Origin of the sequence: Streptomyces sp. NPDC059906 (assembly GCF_042730645.1) — a bacterium.
In the GTDB taxonomy this organism is placed as follows: Bacteria; Actinomycetota; Actinomycetes; order Streptomycetales; family Streptomycetaceae; genus Streptomyces; species Streptomyces rubrogriseus.
This window is the reverse complement of the sequence record NZ_JBHWKU010000001.1, coordinates 412,789-428,250: the sequence shown is the minus strand read 5'-3', so window position 1 is coordinate 428,250 and position 15,462 is coordinate 412,789. Positions and strand designations below refer to the sequence as shown.

Sequence of the window (15,462 nt, the reverse complement as noted above, 5' to 3'; positions counted from 1 at the left end):
AGCCGCATGTCGATACAGCCCCGCGCCCCTTGGCCGGTTACCGGAACCGGAGATTCTTCATCAGGCGCAGGCTGCGGCTCATGAAGGCCGCGTACTTCTCGTCGTCCATTCCCAGCGACGGTGCCATCGGCAGCAGGCGCTGGTGGGCGACGGTCTGGGCCTCGGTGTACTTGAGGATGCCCTCGGAGCCGTGCCGGCGGCCGAGGCCGGAGTCCTTCATGCCGCCCATCGGGGACTGGGCGCTGCCGTAGGCGGGCGCGTATCCCTCGTTGATGTTGACGGTCCCGGTGCGCATCCGCGCGGCGACCTCGTGGCCGCGCCGGGCGTTCTTCGTCCACACCGAGGAGTTCAGGCCGTACGGCGTGGAGTTGGCGTGCTCGACGGCCTCGTCCTCGGTCGTGAAGCGGTAGACGGAGACGACCGGGCCGAAGGTCTCCTCGGTGCACACGGTCATGGGGGCCACGACGCCGTCGAGGATGGTCGGCTCGTAGAAGTACGGGCCGATGTCGGGGCGGGCGACCCCGCCCGCGACCAGCTTCGCGCCCCGCTCCACCGCGTCCGCCACGTGCGCCTTCACGGTCTCCAGCTGCCGCTCCCCCACCAGCGAGCCCATGTCGGCGCCGTAGGAGAGGGAGGTGCCGAGCCGCATGGCCCTGGTGCGGGCGGCGAAGCGCTCCAGGAAGGCGTCGGCGACCGACGCGTGGACGTAGAGCCGCTCGATGGAGATGCACAGCTGACCGGCCGAGGAGAAGCAGGCGCGGACGGCGCCCGCCGCAGCCTTCTCGATGTCGGCGTCCGCCAGGACCAGCATGGCGTTCTTGCCGCCGAGTTCCAGGGAGACGCCGACCAGGCGGGCGGCGGCCCCCTGGGCGACCTCGCGGCCGGTGCGGGTGGAGCCGGTGAAGGAGACGTAGTCGGCGTGCTTGACGACCTCGGGGCCGACGACCGGGCCGTCGCCGAGGACGACCTGGAAGACCTCGGCGGGCAGCCCGGCCTCGATGAGCAGGTCACGGGCCCACAGGGCGGTCAGACAGGTCTCGGTGTCGGGCTTCATCACGACGGCGTTGCCCGCGACGAAGGCGGGGAGAGCGTCGCCGACGGACAGCTCCAGCGGGTAGTTCCAGGGGGCTATCTGGCCGACGACGCCGCGCGGGTGGCGCAGTTCGGTGACCTTGGTGAGGGTCGGTACGGCGCCGGTGTGCCGCTTGGGGCGCAGGTACGCCGGGGCCTTGCGGCCGTAGTGCCGGGCGGCGACGGCGACGGCCTGGACCTCCTCGTGGGCGTGCAGGCGGGCCTTGCCGGTCTCCAGCTGGATGAGGTCGAGGACCTCGGCCTGCCGTTCCAGGACCAGGTCGTGGAAGCGCAGCAGGACCGCGGCCCGCTGCCGCACCGGCACCCGCGCCCACACGGCCTGGGCGGCGCGGGCCCGCTCGAAGGCCGCGGCCACGTCCTCGGGCGTCGCCTCGGGCAGGTCGGCCAGCTTCTCGCCGGTGAACGGCGTGTGGTTGGCGGTGCGGCCGGACCCGGCCACGCCCTTGGTGAGCTGGGCGACCAGCTCGGGCGTGACCACGTCGGCAGCGGTGCGGGCGCCCTCCGGGGTGGGGGCGAGAGGGTTCGTGCCGGTGAGTTCCGGGGCCTGCGCGTCCGTCATGAGCCGCAGGGTATGACGCCGGGCGGGCTTTGTGTACCCGTCGGTAATGGGGATTCACGGTGATTCACCGAGTGCTCACACACCGCCAGTGATCGCTGGCAACAAACCCGCTGATCAGGGCGTTGTGCGAGCGGAGCGCTCAGGTGCCGTCGATGTCGAGATTGGCGACGGCCGTACTGGCCACCTCGCGCCCCCGCGCGGTGAAGTCGCCCTTGCCCGGATAGCTGACGGTGAGCTTGTACATGTCGCCCGCGGACGTGCGGTAGTAGAAGATCCGCACTTCGCGCGGGCGGGGGTTCTGGCTGTCGGTGGTGGTGTAGACGACCGTGTTCTCGGCGGACTTCCCGCCCCGGTACTCGGTCTCCCTGGGGTCGGTCTTCGGGTTCTCGGGCATGGAGAGGTCGTATGCCCCGCTCGCCTTGAACTTCCCGTCGTCGTCGTACATCTCGGCCGCGGCGGACCCGGCGATGTCGCCGGCGGTGTCCTCCGCCTTCTTGTCCAGGGTCAGGCCGATCGAGACGGCGCCGCTCTCGTCGGTGTAGGTGACCCAGTGCTGGTCGGCCTCGTCGGGAACGGTGCGCTTGTAGTCCTCGGGCACCGCCAGGGTCGCGGCGAGCCGCTTCTCGTGCGGAGTGTCCCAACCGTCGGGCAGCGGCCCCGCGAAGGGGTCCGCGAGCAGCAGGTACGAGGCCACCGCCGCCGCGACGACCACCGAACCGAGGGTGAGCCACGCGTTGCGGCCCAGCCGGACGCTCCAGCGGGACGCGGGCGCCGCGCCCGGCTCCTCGGGGCGGTCGAGCCGGACCACCTGGGTGGGCGGCGGCGCGGGCGGGTTCACCGCGGCGTCCAGCAGGGCGCGGACCCGGGCGGCGTCCGGGCGGCGCGCCGGGTCCTTGTCCAGCAGGCCCGTGATCACCTCGGCCAGCGGGCCCTGCGCGGAGGCGGGCGGCGCGGGCGCGGCATTGAGCACCGACTGGAGCGTGGCGGGGGTGTTGCTGCGGCGGAACGGCGAGACGCCCTCCGTCGCCGCGTACAGCACCACGCCCAGCGACCACAGGTCGCTCGCCGGTCCGGGGCGCTGGCCCAGCACCCGCTCCGGGGCGATGTACTCGGGCGAGCCGACGAAGCCGCCGGTGTCGGTCAGGCTGGTCTCGCCCTCGATCTGGGCGATGCCGAAGTCGGTGAGGACGACCCGGTCGTGCCGGCCGAGCAGGACGTTGTCCGGCTTCACGTCCCGGTGCAGGACACCGGCGGCGTGCGCGGCCTCCAGCGCGCCGAGCACCTCCAGGCCGATCCGGGCAGCCTCGCGGGCGCTCAGGGTGCCCTCCTGGAGGGCGTCGCCGAGCGAGCGGCCGCGCACGAGTTCCATCACGATCCACGGCTGGTCGTCCACGACCGCCACGTCGTGCACGTCGACCACCGCGGGGTGGTCGAGCCGGGCGGCGGCGCGCGCCTCGCGGCGCATCCGCTCGAAGGCGTTGTGCCGTTCGCGTTCGGGAAGGTGATCGGGGACGCGGGGCTCCTTGACGGCGACCTCGCGGTCGACGGTCTCGTCCTTGGCCCGCCAGACGGTGCCCATGCCGCCGTGCCCGAGCTTCGCGATCAGCCGGTAGCGGCCGGCGATCAGCCGCCCGGCACCCGGGTCCGGGACCGCGGCCGGAGGAGTGGACGACGGAGCCGCCGAAGGAGCCGCCGGAGGGGTGGACGCCGGGGTCTGCGACCGCGGCGGTACGACCTGGGTCGGTGTCGCGTACGGATTGCCGGGATGCGGCACCGCGGCCGGCCGGTTCGGCGGTTGCAGGTCAAAACTCGTCGGCTCGTCCGCCCCGCTGCGGGGCCCCCCGTTGCTGCTCATGCGTCCATCCATATCGCGCCGGGCGTGCCCCTTTCCACCGCGGATGCCCGGTGGTCACAGACCCGTGACGCACGATGCCGCTTATCTCCCGTTTAGGTGCCGTTGCCGGAACCGGTGGCGGCCGGGGACCCGGGATCCGTCGTCGTCGGCGCCGTCGGTGTCGTCGGCGGCGGTGTCGGCGTCGGCGGTGTCGGCGTCGGCGTCGGCGTCGGCGTCGGCGTGGCGGGTACCGAGCTGGTCGGCGTACCGCCCCCGTCGTCGCCTCCGTCGGCGAACAGCGCGGCCGCGGTCACGCCCGCGCCGGCCGCCGCGACGACCAGCAGCACCGCCAGGAGCACGCTCCGCTTCACGCTCCGCCGCGCGCGCAGGGGCCGGCCGGTGCCGGCCTCCTGTGGTGTCGCGGGCGTGCGGCCCGTGCTCAGGAAGGCGCGCAGCATCCGCTGGGCCGACGCCGCGTCCAGCCGCCGTCGCGGGTCGCGTTCCAGCAGGCCCCGTACGACCGGGAGGAGCGGCCCGGCCTGCGCGGGCGGGCGGATCTCCTCGGTGACCACGGCGTGCAGGACACCGCCCAGCGAGTCGCGGTGGAAGGGGGACGCGCCGCTGAGGACCGCGCACAGCAGCACGCCCAGCGACCACAGGTCGGACTCGGGGCCCGTCCCGGCCCCGGACATCCGCTCCGGCGCGGTGTACTCGGGGGAACCGACGAAGGAACCGCTCTCGGTGAGCGTGGTGGCGCCCGCGACCTGGGCCACACCGAAGTCGGTGAGGACGACCCGCCCGTCGTCGGCGACCAGCACGTTCGACGGCTTCACGTCCCGGTGCAGGATCCCTGCCGTGTGGGCCGTGCCCAGGGCGTCGAGCAGGGCGACACCGATGCGGGCCGCCTCGACGGCGTCGACCGGACCGCGCGCGAGGACGCGGTCGGCGAGCGAGCCGCCGTCGACCAGTTCCATGACCATGTACGCGCGTTCGTCGTCCTCGACCACGTCGTGCACGACGATGACGTGCGGATGCCGCAACTGCGCGACCGCGCGGGCCTCGCGCAGGGTGCGCTCACGGCGCCGTCGGGCCTCGGCCGCGGAGAGGGTCTCGTCGAGGGGGAGGGCCTTCACGGCCACTTCGCGGACGAGCAGTTGGTCGGTGGCCCGCCACACGATGCCCATGCCGCCGCTGCCGAGCCGCTCGTGGAGCCGGTAACGGCCCGCGATGACACGCCCGCCCGCCCCCTCGGTCACCATGCGTCCCATCATGCCCCACCGGACGCACCGGCTCCGGGCCGCTGTCACACGGGTGGCCGACAACCGACGGGAGTGCGGACGGGGGCGCGGCTCAGCCGGTCTTCTCCTGCCAGCCCTGCAGCACCGCCTTGAACCGCGTTTGCGTGGTCGGCCAGTCGTCCGCCGGTCCCGTCATGTTGAGGGCGTACTCGACGCCGTCGCGGGACATGTACGTCTGCGACACGGCGCGGCGCGGGCCGGGGAACTCGGTGTCCTTCGCCAGCGCGGTCCAGGTGTACTCCCACCGGGCGCTGTCGCGGTCGCGGTAGCCGACGCGTTCGAGCTTGACGCGCTGGTAGTCGACGAGCCGCTGGAGCAGTTGCGCGTCCAGGTCCTGCTGGTGCGCGTACGGGTCGTTGTAGTCGGGAGCGGTGTCGACGGATATGCGCAGGACGTGGTTGCCACCGTCGGGGGTGTAGTCGATCTGCCGGAGTTCGCCGCTGTCGCCGTCGAAGTCCCTGCGCTGCCAGTTCTCGGGCAGGTAGAGGCTGAAACCCAGCGGGTCGTCGCGGCGCGTCCAGTCGGCCGGGACGGATCCACCGGGGCCCTTGCCGGTCGTGGCGGAGGCGGAGGGGGAGGTGGAGGGAGCGGCCGAACCGGTCGGGCCCTGGGTGGGGTCGGCGCCGGCCGACGAGCCGCCCTCGTCGCGCTGTTGCAGCACCACGGCGGTACCCGCGCCGATCAGCGCGGCGACGGCGACGACCAGGGCGAGCGTGCGCATGCGGACCCGCCTTGCCCGTACGGGAGGTACGGGAGCGGCGCCGCCCGCCGCCGGGGCCGACGCGTAGCCCGGCGCGGTCTGACCGCCGTGGGTGTGCCCGCCATGAGTGTGTCCGGTCGCCGTGGGGCCGGTCGTCGGCGGATAGGGCGTGGCGCCGCTCCCGCTGCCATGCGGGTACGGCGTGGCGCCGGTCGCACCGCCCTGCGGGTACGGCAGGCCGCCGGTCCCGCCGGCCTGCGTCCCCTGGACGGCCGTGTCGCCCGCGCGCGGCGGCCCCGCGTACTGGGTGGTCGGCACGTAGGCCTGGGCCGCGTCCGGGCGTCGGCCCTCGGCCGCCTGGGCGAGCAGGTGCTCGGCCTCGGTCACGTCGGGCCGCTCGGCCGGGTCCTTGCACAGCAGGGCGCTGATGACGGGCGCGAGCGCACCGGCGTACCGGGGCTCGGTGGCCTCCTCCTCGACGACCGCCTGCATGGTGGTCAGCGGTGAGGTGCGGCGGAACGGCGACCTGCCCTCCACCGCCGTGTACAGCGTCGCGCCGAGCGCCCACAGGTCGGAGGAGGGCCCGGGATCGTGGCCGCGGACGCGCTCGGGCGCGAGGTAGTCGACGGAGCCGACGACCTCGCCGGTCCGGGTGATGGTGGAGTCGCCCTCGATCTGCGCGATGCCGAAGTCGGTGAGCAGCACCCGGCCGTCGTCGGCGAGCAGCACGTTGCCCGGCTTGACGTCGCGGTGCAGTACCCCGGCGGTGTGCGCGGCGCGCAGGGCGCGCAGCACCCACAGACCGATGCGGGCCGCCTCCCGCGGGTCGACCCGCTCCTCCTCCTTGACGGCGTCGGCCAGCGAGCGGCCCTCGACCAACTCCATCACGATCCACGGCCGGCCGTCGTGTTCGAGTACGTCGTGCACGGTGACGACGGCCGAGTGGTTGATCCGTGCCGCCGCGCGCGCCTCGCCCCGGGTGCGCGCCAGGAGGATGGCCTGGTCGCTCTCGGAGACGTAGAGCGCGGCGGTCAACTCCTTGATGGCGACGGTCCGGTGCAGCACCTCGTCGTGTGCGCGCCACACCCGGCCCATGCCGCCGCTGCCGATGGCTTCCCCGAGCCGGTAGCGTCCCGCGACGAGCCGGCCCTGCATCTGATTCACGTTGCCCCGCAATGGTCTTGTCAGGGTCAGACTAGGGACCGGCCCCCGCCCGGGGAACGGGTGGGGTGGCATGGAAACCGGTCTGTGACGGTTGTCGCTTTCCGTGACGGGAGGCAACCATCGGGCCGAACTGCGTTCAGCGTGTGTACTGGTAGGTGGCCGAGGCCTGCTCGAACAGCCGGGTCACCTCGTCGCGCTCCGCCTCCGGACCGCGGACCTGGACCACGTGGTAGCGGCCGTCGATGAGGATGGCGACGTTGCGCACGTACAGCTCACCGCCGGCGCCGGTCCAGGTGAACTGCCCCTCCGCCATGGTCCGTCCGCCGACCTCGATGGTCTTCAGGCCGCTGGAGGTGGCCCAGCTGGAGGCGCGGTACGAGGCCAACTCGGGTTCGCTGTCGCGCTGGTAGGTCATCGGGTCGTCGCCGAACTCCGAGGCGCGGTCGCGGCCCGGCACGACGATCAGTTCGAAGTCGCCCTTGCCGTAGACGACCTGACCGCTGCCGTTGCGGGGCGTGCGGTTCCAGCCCTCGGCGACGGCGACGCGGAAGCCCTCGGCGTCCTTGCGCAGGGTGAAGCCCTCGGCGACGTTGGACTGGGGCTCGGTGGAACCGCCCGCCGTGCGCGAGGCGTCGGGGTCGGGTGCCGGGGAGCTGCGGTCCGGCCGGGGCTCGCCGCCGGCGTCCGGTGACTTCGCGGGCGGCGCCTGGCTCGCCTCGCCGGCGGCGCCGGTGCGGTCGGTGGCCCCGGCCCCGCTCGTGTCGCTCTTCGGCATGAAGAACATGGCGTAGGCGACCGCTCCGGCCATCGCGAGCAGTATCAGCAGGAGCAGGGTGCGGCCGAGGCTGCGTGGCGAGCGGTCGGTCTCCGCCCTGCCCCGCTTGTGCCGTCCGTGGTGCGCGGGCAGTCCGGCGCGCCGCCTGCGTACCAGCTCGCCGCGGCGGCGCACGATGGGCAGCCGGCCGGTCTCGACGGGGGGCGCCGAGATGACGTGCAGACCGGCCTCCGGCTCGGGCGCGGACCGGACGAGGGAGCGCAGCCAGCCGCTCAGCTCCTCGAAGTCGATGCGCTCGGTGGGGTCCTGACGCAGCAGCGACTCCACGACCGGCCGGAGCGGTCCGCACTCCTCGGCGAACGCGGGCGGCTCCGCGCACACGATCTGCACCAGCTCGGCGGTCGACTCCTCCGGGTAGGGCGCGTGCCCCTGTACGGCACGGAAGAGCAGCGCGCCGAGGGCCCACAGGTCGGTGGCGGGGCCGATGGGCGCGGCCAGCTGCCAGTTCTCGTGCACGGGTCCGGCCTGTTCCGGCGCCCAGCGCTCGGTCACGGGCCCGACCACGGCCATCCGGGTCTGCCGGGCCCGCTCGGCGGCGAGCGCGGTGGCCGGATTTCGCCGCCCCGGCGCACGTCCGGCCAGGTCGTCCCAGCCCGCGGCGGGCCCGGACCCGCCCTCGCGTACCGGGTCGGCCGTCCCGGAGGGTGCTGCCCGCCACGGCCCGGCGGCGGCCTCGGACGCGGTCTCCCGCGACCGTGCGGCGGGCCCGGAGGCGGTCTCCCGCCACGGGGCGGCGGGCCCCGCGGTGTCCTCCGGCCGCGCGCCGGGCAGGGCCCGCCCCGCCGCCGGTTCACCGGCCGGGCGGGGGGCGGGGAACGCCGGGTCGCCCGTGGGACGTGCGGCGGGGAACGCCGGGTCGCCCGTGGGACGTGCGGCGGAGGACGCCGGATCACCGGGGGTACGGGGCGCGGCGCCGTGCCAGGCGGTGGTGCGTACTCCGTAGGGGTCCGTGATCTGCCCCGGCGGCACGGCGGCACCGGACGCGGCGGGGTCGCCGACGCGCTCCTCGTCCCAGGGTGCGCCGGACTCGGCGTCGGGCCCTATCGCATACGGCGCCTGGCCGGAACCGGCGGCGAAGGCGGCCCGGCCGCTTCCCGGGCCGGGCCGGGCGCCCGGCGCGCCACCGCCCGCCTCGACGCCGTGGCCGGGCCGGGCCCCGCCGGGTGCGGTGCCGTGCGGCGACCAGCCGTCGCCGCCGCCACCGGACGAGGAGCCGGCACCGCTGGCGAGGCCCGGGCGCCCGCCGCTCGCGCCGGGGCCCCCGGCCTGCGTGGCGCCGTCGGGGGCGGGGCGGGCGCCCGGCAGGGCCGCGCGGCCGTTCTGGGCCTCCTGGACGCGGGCCGCGGCCCTGGCTCCGGCGCGGTAGGCGGCGATCGCGCCGGCCCGGGCGGCGCGGGCGTCCGCAGCGGCGTCGAGCGAGGCGGGCGCGAGTCCGGCGGGGGCGGTGCCCGGCACCGGGGTCCCGGGCATCGGGGTCCCGGGTACCGGGAGCCCGCCGACGCCCCGCGCCTCGATGGCGGCCCGCCGGGCGGCCTCGGGGTCGGCGTCCCCCGGACCGAACACCCCGGCGCGGGGGACGCCGCCGCCCGCACCGGGGATTGTGCCGGGCTCGGGCGCGGCGTCCGGTTCCCCGTCGGGCGGCGGGGGCACCGGGTCGTATCCGCACAGTGCCTCCTCCGCCGCCCCGACCGCCAGGCCGGTCAGCATGACCCGCCCGTCGTCGCAGACGAGCACGGTGCGCGCGGTGATGTTGCGGTGCACCCAGCCGTACGAGTGCAGCACCCGCAGGGCCAGGAGGACGTCGGAGGCCACCTCGGCCGCCCGGTACGGCGTCAGGCTCTGTTCGGTGAGCAGCGCGGCCAGCGGCCTCGCGGCCACCAGCTCGCTGACGATCCACAGCGAGCCGCCCTCGGCGAAGACGTCGAAGACCTGGTCCAGGCGCGGATGGTCGGGCACCGCCGCCGCGGCCTGCGCGGCCTCGACGGCACGCCGCACCACCGGGTCGGCCGGACGCCTGGGCCCGCCGCCCGTGGCCGGGGGCCTCCTGCCGGGGTGCCGGACACCGCCGTCCCGGGCGGTGAAGCCGTCGGGCAGGCCGTCCGCGTCGAGCACCTCGGCCTCGACGACCTCCGGCAACGGCACCTGGCGGACCAGGACTTCCTGGCCGCTGTAGGTGTCGAAGGCCCGGGTCTCGGTGAGTTCGTACTCGTCGGACGGCGGCAGGGGCAGGCGGTAGCGGTCGGCGAGTACCCGTCCCGCGTAGTCGTCCACGTCGCCACCCCCGGCAGCCGTCGGTCAATTCCGTTCGTCCGGCGGGCCGTTCCGGCTGCGTACGGTCCGCAACCACTCACGATACGTGCCGGAGGCAACCCGCAATGAGCTGATGCCAGATCTCGGGCGGCTCAAACCCGGGCCCCGTCGTCCCGGGGTCCGGGCCCCTGCGCTCAGGACTTGGGTTCGAAGGTCTTCGACAGGGTCCGCCAGGTGTCGCGGCGCAGGTCGTCTCCCCAGTCGGCGGCCTTCGCGGTGTACATGAGCGCGTAGCCCTGGTGGTCGTTGACGACGAACCCCCGGTCCACGGTGCGGAACTTGGTGCCGTCGTCGGTGTAGGTGAACTCCCAGTCGGCCGCGTTCCAGCTGCGGTAGCCCACCTTCTCTATGCGGACCTTCTGGTAGTTCGCGCGGACCATGTACCGCTCCTGGCTCTTCCAGTCCGCGACGGGGTCGCCCTTGGGTGTGGAGGTCCAGGCGACCAGCAGCTTCTGCCCGCGGGGCCCGGTGAACCGGTCGCCCGAGGAGCCCGTGGAGGCGAACTTCCAGCCCTCGGGCAAGCCGATGCGGTAGCCCTGGCCGCCCTGGTGGGTGGCGGACACGTCCTCGTCGTCGTCGGACTTCCCGGCGTCGTCCGACTCGCCGTCGGTCTTGCCGGACGCGCTCGCCCCGGCGTCCGGGGCGCCGGTCGCGTCCCCGCTCGCCGCCGGGTCGGAGGCGGCGCCGTCGGTACCGGTGCCGCTCTCCTCGTCCTGCTTGGGGTCGCCGCTCGCGCCAGCCGAGGCGACGGCCTTGCCGCCGCTGCCGCCCTCGGCGCCCTTGTCGTCGTCGCCACCGCCGAGCGTGAGCGCCAGCACGGTGCCGAGCACGGCCAGCGCCACGACCACGGCGATGATGATCAACGTCCGGCGCGGCACCACGTCGGTGAGCGGGGCCCGGGGCACGGGCCGGGCGGGCAGGTCCGGCGGCGGTACGACGGGCCAGCCGGAGCTGCGCGCTCCCCCGGCCGCGTTCGCCGCACCGGCTCCCGGGCCGACGGCACCGGGACGCGTGCCCGCACCCGCGCCCGCACCCGCGCCCACGCCAGGTCCCGAGGCCGATCCCGCCCTCGGCGCCGGCGGGGCGGCGGCCGTCCCGGCGGATCCGTGGGCGGCCGAACCGTGGGCTGCGGTCCCGTGGGCGGTGGCCCCTTGAGCTGTGGCCCCGTGGGCGGGAGATCCGTGGCCGGGGGATCCGTGGCCGGGGGATCCGTGAGCGGTGGGCGTCCCTGCGGCTCCCGCCGCGCTCCGGCCGCCGTCGCCGGGCTTGGCCCGCGAGGCGGCCGCAGCGCCCGCCGCACCGGCCCCGACCGCGGCCTTGCGCACGGAACGCAGCGCTCCGCGGAGCTTCTCCCCGGCCTCCTCGCCCAGCTTGCCGCCGGAGCCCTGGGCACCGCCGCGGCGCCTGCGCCCGTCCGGCTGCGGGGGCAGCGGCACGACCTTGGTGGCGTCGACCGGCTCGGTCCCCGCCGCCTGCTCGGGGGCGTGGATGACCTTGTTCAGCATCGCGCGGGCGCCCGCGTCGTCGAGCCGCTGGTCGGGGTCCTTGGTGAGCAGCCCGTAGATGACGTCCCGCAGCGGGCCGGCGTTCTTCGGCTCCTCCAGGTTCTCCGTCATCACCGCGGTGAGCGTCGCGATCGCCGAGCCCCGGTCGTAGGGCGGGGTGCCCTCGACGGCGGCGTACAGCAGTCCGCCCAGCGACCAGAGGTCGGCGGCCGGTCCGGGCTTGTGGCCGCGGGCGCGCTCGGGGGAGATGTAGGAGGGGGCGCCGACGAGCATGCCGGTGGAGGTGATGGAGGGGTCGCCCTCGACCTGGGCGATGCCGAAGTCGGTGAGCACGACCCGGCCGTCCTCCGCGATCAGCACGTTGGACGGCTTCACGTCGCGGTGCAGGATGCCCTCGCGGTGCGCCGAGCGCAGCACGTCCAGGACCGCGAGGCCGACCTCGGCGGCGCGCCGGGGCTCCAGCAGTCCGTCCTCACGGATGGCCTCGGCGAGCGACTTGCCCTCGACGAGTTCCATCACGATCCACGGCCGGTCGTCCTCCTCGACCACGTCGTAGACCGTGACGGCGCTGTTGTTGCGGATCCGCGCGATCGCCTTGGCCTCGCGCAGCGTGCGCGTGATCAGGCGCCGCTTCTCCTCCTCGTCGATGTTCCCCGGGAACCGCAGCTCCTTGACGGCGACCGTGCGTCCGAGGGTCTCGTCCTCCGCCCGCCACACCGTCCCCATGCCGCCGCGGCCGAGCACGTCTCCCAGCCGGTACCGCCCGGCGAGGAGACGTGCGCTCTTGTCCGTACGGGATGTCCCCGCCCGCTCCGCCTCCGACATGCGTCCCCTCATGCAACCCGCCCTGACAGAGCCTTCATTGTCCCTCACCCGACAAGTGCTCTACGCCCAGGGTGCCCGCAGGGTTCCCTCCCCGCCCTCCTTACCGCGCCGCGATGTCCGGCGCCCCCAGCCGCGCCGCGTCGGCCGTCAGGTCGTCCGGCTGGCGCTGCGACTCGCGCTCGGCCTCGACCCGCTTCTCGTAGTGCTGGATCTCCCGGTCGACCTGGCCCTTGTCCCAGCCGAGCACCGGCGCCATCAGCTCGGCGGCCTCGCGGGCGCAGCGCGTGCCCCGGTCGAAGGTCTCGATGGAGATGCGGGTGCGCCGGGTGAGTACGTCGTCCAGGTGCCGCGCGCCCTCGTGCGAGGCGGCGTAGACGACTTCGGCGCGCAGGTAGTCGTCGGCGCCGGTGAGCGGCTCGCCCAGGGAGGGGTCGGCGGCGACGAGTTCGAGCAGTTCCTCCGTCAGGGCGCCGTACCGGTTCAGCAGATGCTCGACGCGCACGACGTGCAGTCCGGTGCGGGCGGCGATCCGGGCCCGCGCGTTCCACAGCGCCTGGTAGCCCTCGGCGCCGAGCAGCGGGGTCTCCTCGGTGACGCAGTCGGCGACCCGCAGGTCCAGCCCGTGCACGGCCTCGTCCACGGCGTCCTTGGCCATCACCCGGTACGTCGTGTACTTGCCGCCTGCCACCACGACCAGGCCGGGCACCGGGTGGGCGACGGTGTGCTCGCGCGACAGCTTGCTGGTGGCGTCCGACTCGCCGGCCAGCAGCGGGCGCAGCCCGGCGTACACGCCCTCGACGTCGTCGCGGGTGAGGGGCACCGACAGCACCGAGTTGACGTGTTCCAGCAGGTAGTCGATGTCGGCGCTGGACGCGGCCGGGTGGGCCTTGTCGAGGTCCCAGTCGGTGTCCGTGGTGCCGATGATCCAGTGCCGGCCCCAGGGGATGACGAACAGCACGGACTTCTCGGTGCGCAGGATCAGGCCGGTGCTGGAGTGGATGCGGTCCTTGGGCACGACCAGGTGGATGCCCTTGGAGGCCCGGACGTGGAACTGGCCGCGCTCGCCCACCATCGCCTGGGTGTCGTCGGTCCACACCCCGGTCGCGTTCACCACCTGCTTGGCGCGGACCTCGTACTCGCCGCCCGCCTCGACGTCCTGCACCCGCGCGCCGACCACCCGTTCGCCCTCGCGCAGGAAGGAGGTGACCCGCGTGCGGTTGGCCACCTTGGCGCCGTACGCCGCCGCGGTGCGCACCAGCGTGGCGACGTAACGGGCGTCGTCCATCTGGGCGTCGTAGTACTGCAACGCGCCGACCAGCGCGTCCTTCTTCAGCGCGGGCGCCACGCGCAGGGCGTGACGTCGGCTCAGGTGCCGGTGCAGCGGCAGGCCGCGGCCGTGACCGCGGGCCATGGACATGGCGTCGTAGAGCGCGACGCCCGAGCCCGCGTACAGCCGCTCCCACCCCTTGTGCTGGAGCGGGTACAGGAACGGCACCGGCTTCACCAGGTGCGGCGCCAGCCGTTCGAGCAGCAGTCCGCGCTCCTTCAGCGCCTCCCGCACGAGCACGAAGTCGAGCATCTCCAGATAGCGCAGGCCGCCGTGGATCAGCTTGCTGGACCTGCTGGAGGTGCCCGAGGCCCAGTCCCGCGCCTCCACCAGGCCGACGGACAGGCCGCGCGTCACGGCGTCGAGGGCGGTGCCCGCACCGACCACGCCGGCGCCCACCACCAGCACGTCGAGCTCCCGCTCGGCCATGGCCGCGAGCGACTCGGCGCGCTGCGCCGGTCCAAGGGTCGCTGTCCTCACTGCTGCCTCCCGCTGTCGGTCGCGTCGGCCGCACCCGTCGGGCGAGCCCCGTTCCTGGTACCCACCATGCCCAGGTTCTGACCAGCCTGCCCGACTTCGGCAGCCGCGGGCCCGAACCTGTGGACAACTTCCCCACCTGCCGGTACCGGCAGGCACCGCGCCGTCGACACTCGCCGAAACTCCGCAGATCAATACCGCAAATCGGTCATATTTACTCCTAGTCTGACGTTGTGCTCGCCCGTCCTGTCCACCGGGCTTGCGCACCTGTCCCGCTTCGGCTACTGGGAAGGACGGCCCACGCCATGCCCGCAGATCTCGCCGTCATCGGACTCGGCCCGTACGGCCTGCCGCTGGCCCAGGCCGCCGTCGCCGCCGGCATCCCCACCCTCGGCTACCGCACCGGCCCCGAGGCCGACCCGCTCACCCCCGCCGAGGTGCGCCGGATGCTCGCCACGGGCTTCCGCACCCCGGCCGGACCGGCCGGACCGGCCGAGCTGGGCCGGGTCCGCACCGCCGTCATCTGCGCGCCCACCCCGCCGGGCGCGGACGGCGGCCTGGACCTCACCCAGGTGGAGGCCGCGGCCCGCACCCTCGCCGCCCACATGCGCCCGCACACCACCGTCATCCTGGAGTCGCCGGTGCGGCCCGGGACGACGGAGGACTTCCTGCGCCCGCTCCTGGAGCAGGGCTCGGGGCTGCGCGCCGGGCGCGACTTCCACCTCGCCTACTCCCCCAGCCGCGTCGACCCCGGCAACCGCGACTTCACCCCGGCCAACACCCCCAAGGTCATCGGCGGCCTCACCCCCGCCTGCACCGAGTCGGCCGCGGCCTTCTACAGCCGCCTCACCGACAAGGTGGTCCGCGCGCGGGGCCCGCGGGAGGCGGAGACGGTCCAGCTCCTGGAGACCAACTTCCGGCACGTGAACATCGCCCTGGTCAACGAGATGGCCGTGCTCTGCGACGACCTCGGCGTCGACCTCTGGGACGTCCTGCGCTGCGCCGAGACCAAGCCCTTCGGCTTCCATGCCTTCCGCCCCGGCCCCGGTGTCGGCGGCCACTCCGTCCCCCAGGACCTGACCGGCCGGGCCCCGCACAGCCTGCGCATGGTGGAGCTGGCCCAGCAGGTCAACGCCCAGATGCCCCGCTACGTCGTCCAGCGCGCCGCCGCCCTCCTCAACGAGCACGGCAAGTCCGCGCGCGGCGCCCGCATCCTCCTCCTCGGCGTCACCTACAAGGCCGACCTCGCCGACCAGCAGGCCACCCCGGCCGAGGAGATCGCGACCCGCCTGATGTCGATGGGCGCCGCCGTGAGCTATCACGACCCGCACATCCCGTCCTGGAACGTCGCCGACCGCCCCGTCCCCCGCGCCGACTCCCTCTACGAGGCCGCCGCCGACGCCGACCTCACGATCCTCCTCCAGCAGCACCGCACGTACGACCTCCAGGGCCTGTCGGTCAAGGCCCAGCTCCTCCTGGACACGCGGGGCGCCACACCCACGGGGGCGGCGCACCGGTTGTGAGACGGGGGCGCAC

At 74.6% G+C, this 15,462-nt stretch carries 8 protein-coding genes; 1 reads left to right on the top strand and 7 read right to left on the bottom strand.

The genetic code is table 11. The annotated features are described in order from the left end of the window. Positions 1-37: 37 nt before the first annotated feature. The 7 genes from ACFV9J_RS02120 to ACFV9J_RS02090 all read right to left on the bottom strand — a co-directional run bounded on the left by ACFV9J_RS02120 (position 38) and on the right by ACFV9J_RS02090 (position 13,929). Complete coding sequence (locus tag ACFV9J_RS02120) at positions 38-1,651, bottom strand: succinic semialdehyde dehydrogenase (protein ID WP_385348422.1); 1,614 nt, start codon at positions 1,649-1,651, stop codon at positions 38-40. A gap of 139 nt (positions 1,652-1,790) precedes the next feature. Beyond that, positions 1,791-3,506 carry a serine/threonine-protein kinase gene (locus ACFV9J_RS02115; RefSeq protein WP_385348419.1) on the bottom strand — a complete coding sequence of 572 codons (1,716 nt, stop codon included), beginning with the start codon at positions 3,504-3,506 and terminating at the stop codon, positions 1,791-1,793. Between the two features lie 92 nt (positions 3,507-3,598). Next, positions 3,599-4,753: a serine/threonine-protein kinase gene (locus ACFV9J_RS02110; protein ID WP_385348874.1), complete on the bottom strand. Its 1,155-nt coding sequence runs from the start codon at positions 4,751-4,753 to the stop codon at positions 3,599-3,601. Positions 4,754-4,835: 82 nt separating this feature from the next. Further along, positions 4,836-6,638, bottom strand: a complete 1,803-nt coding sequence (locus ACFV9J_RS02105) for a serine/threonine-protein kinase (RefSeq protein WP_385348416.1) — start codon at positions 6,636-6,638, stop codon at positions 4,836-4,838. Positions 6,639-6,783: 145 nt separating this feature from the next. Continuing rightward, positions 6,784-9,753, bottom strand: a complete 2,970-nt coding sequence (locus ACFV9J_RS02100) for a protein kinase (protein ID WP_385348413.1) — start codon at positions 9,751-9,753, stop codon at positions 6,784-6,786. 173 nt (positions 9,754-9,926) lie between these two features. After that, positions 9,927-12,122 carry a serine/threonine-protein kinase gene (locus ACFV9J_RS02095; protein WP_385348871.1) on the bottom strand — a complete coding sequence of 732 codons (2,196 nt, stop codon included), beginning with the start codon at positions 12,120-12,122 and terminating at the stop codon, positions 9,927-9,929. A 100-nt stretch (positions 12,123-12,222) separates the two neighbouring features. Next, positions 12,223-13,929, bottom strand: a complete 1,707-nt coding sequence (locus tag ACFV9J_RS02090; RefSeq protein WP_385348410.1) for a glycerol-3-phosphate dehydrogenase/oxidase — start codon at positions 13,927-13,929, stop codon at positions 12,223-12,225. Positions 13,930-14,231: 302 nt separating this feature from the next. On the opposite strand from ACFV9J_RS02090, the gene ACFV9J_RS02085 reads away from it, so the two are divergent. Then, entirely contained in the window at positions 14,232-15,449 is a 1,218-nt protein-coding gene (locus ACFV9J_RS02085) for a nucleotide sugar dehydrogenase (protein WP_161376401.1), read from the top strand. Positions 15,450-15,462: the final 13 nt, after the last annotated feature.

Coding starts and splice junctions, on each gene's coding strand:
- ACFV9J_RS02115 (WP_385348419.1), bottom strand. CDS start 3,506: ATGAGCAGCAACGGGGGGCCCCGCAGCGGGGCGGACGAGCCGACGAGT.
- ACFV9J_RS02105 (WP_385348416.1), bottom strand. CDS start 6,638: ATGCAGGGCCGGCTCGTCGCGGGACGCTACCGGCTCGGGGAAGCCATC.
- ACFV9J_RS02095 (WP_385348871.1), bottom strand. CDS start 12,122: ATGTCGGAGGCGGAGCGGGCGGGGACATCCCGTACGGACAAGAGCGCA.
- ACFV9J_RS02085 (WP_161376401.1), top strand. CDS start 14,232: ATGCCCGCAGATCTCGCCGTCATCGGACTCGGCCCGTACGGCCTGCCG.
- ACFV9J_RS02120 (WP_385348422.1), bottom strand. CDS start 1,651: ATGACGGACGCGCAGGCCCCGGAACTCACCGGCACGAACCCTCTCGCC.
- ACFV9J_RS02110 (WP_385348874.1), bottom strand. CDS start 4,753: ATGGGACGCATGGTGACCGAGGGGGCGGGCGGGCGTGTCATCGCGGGC.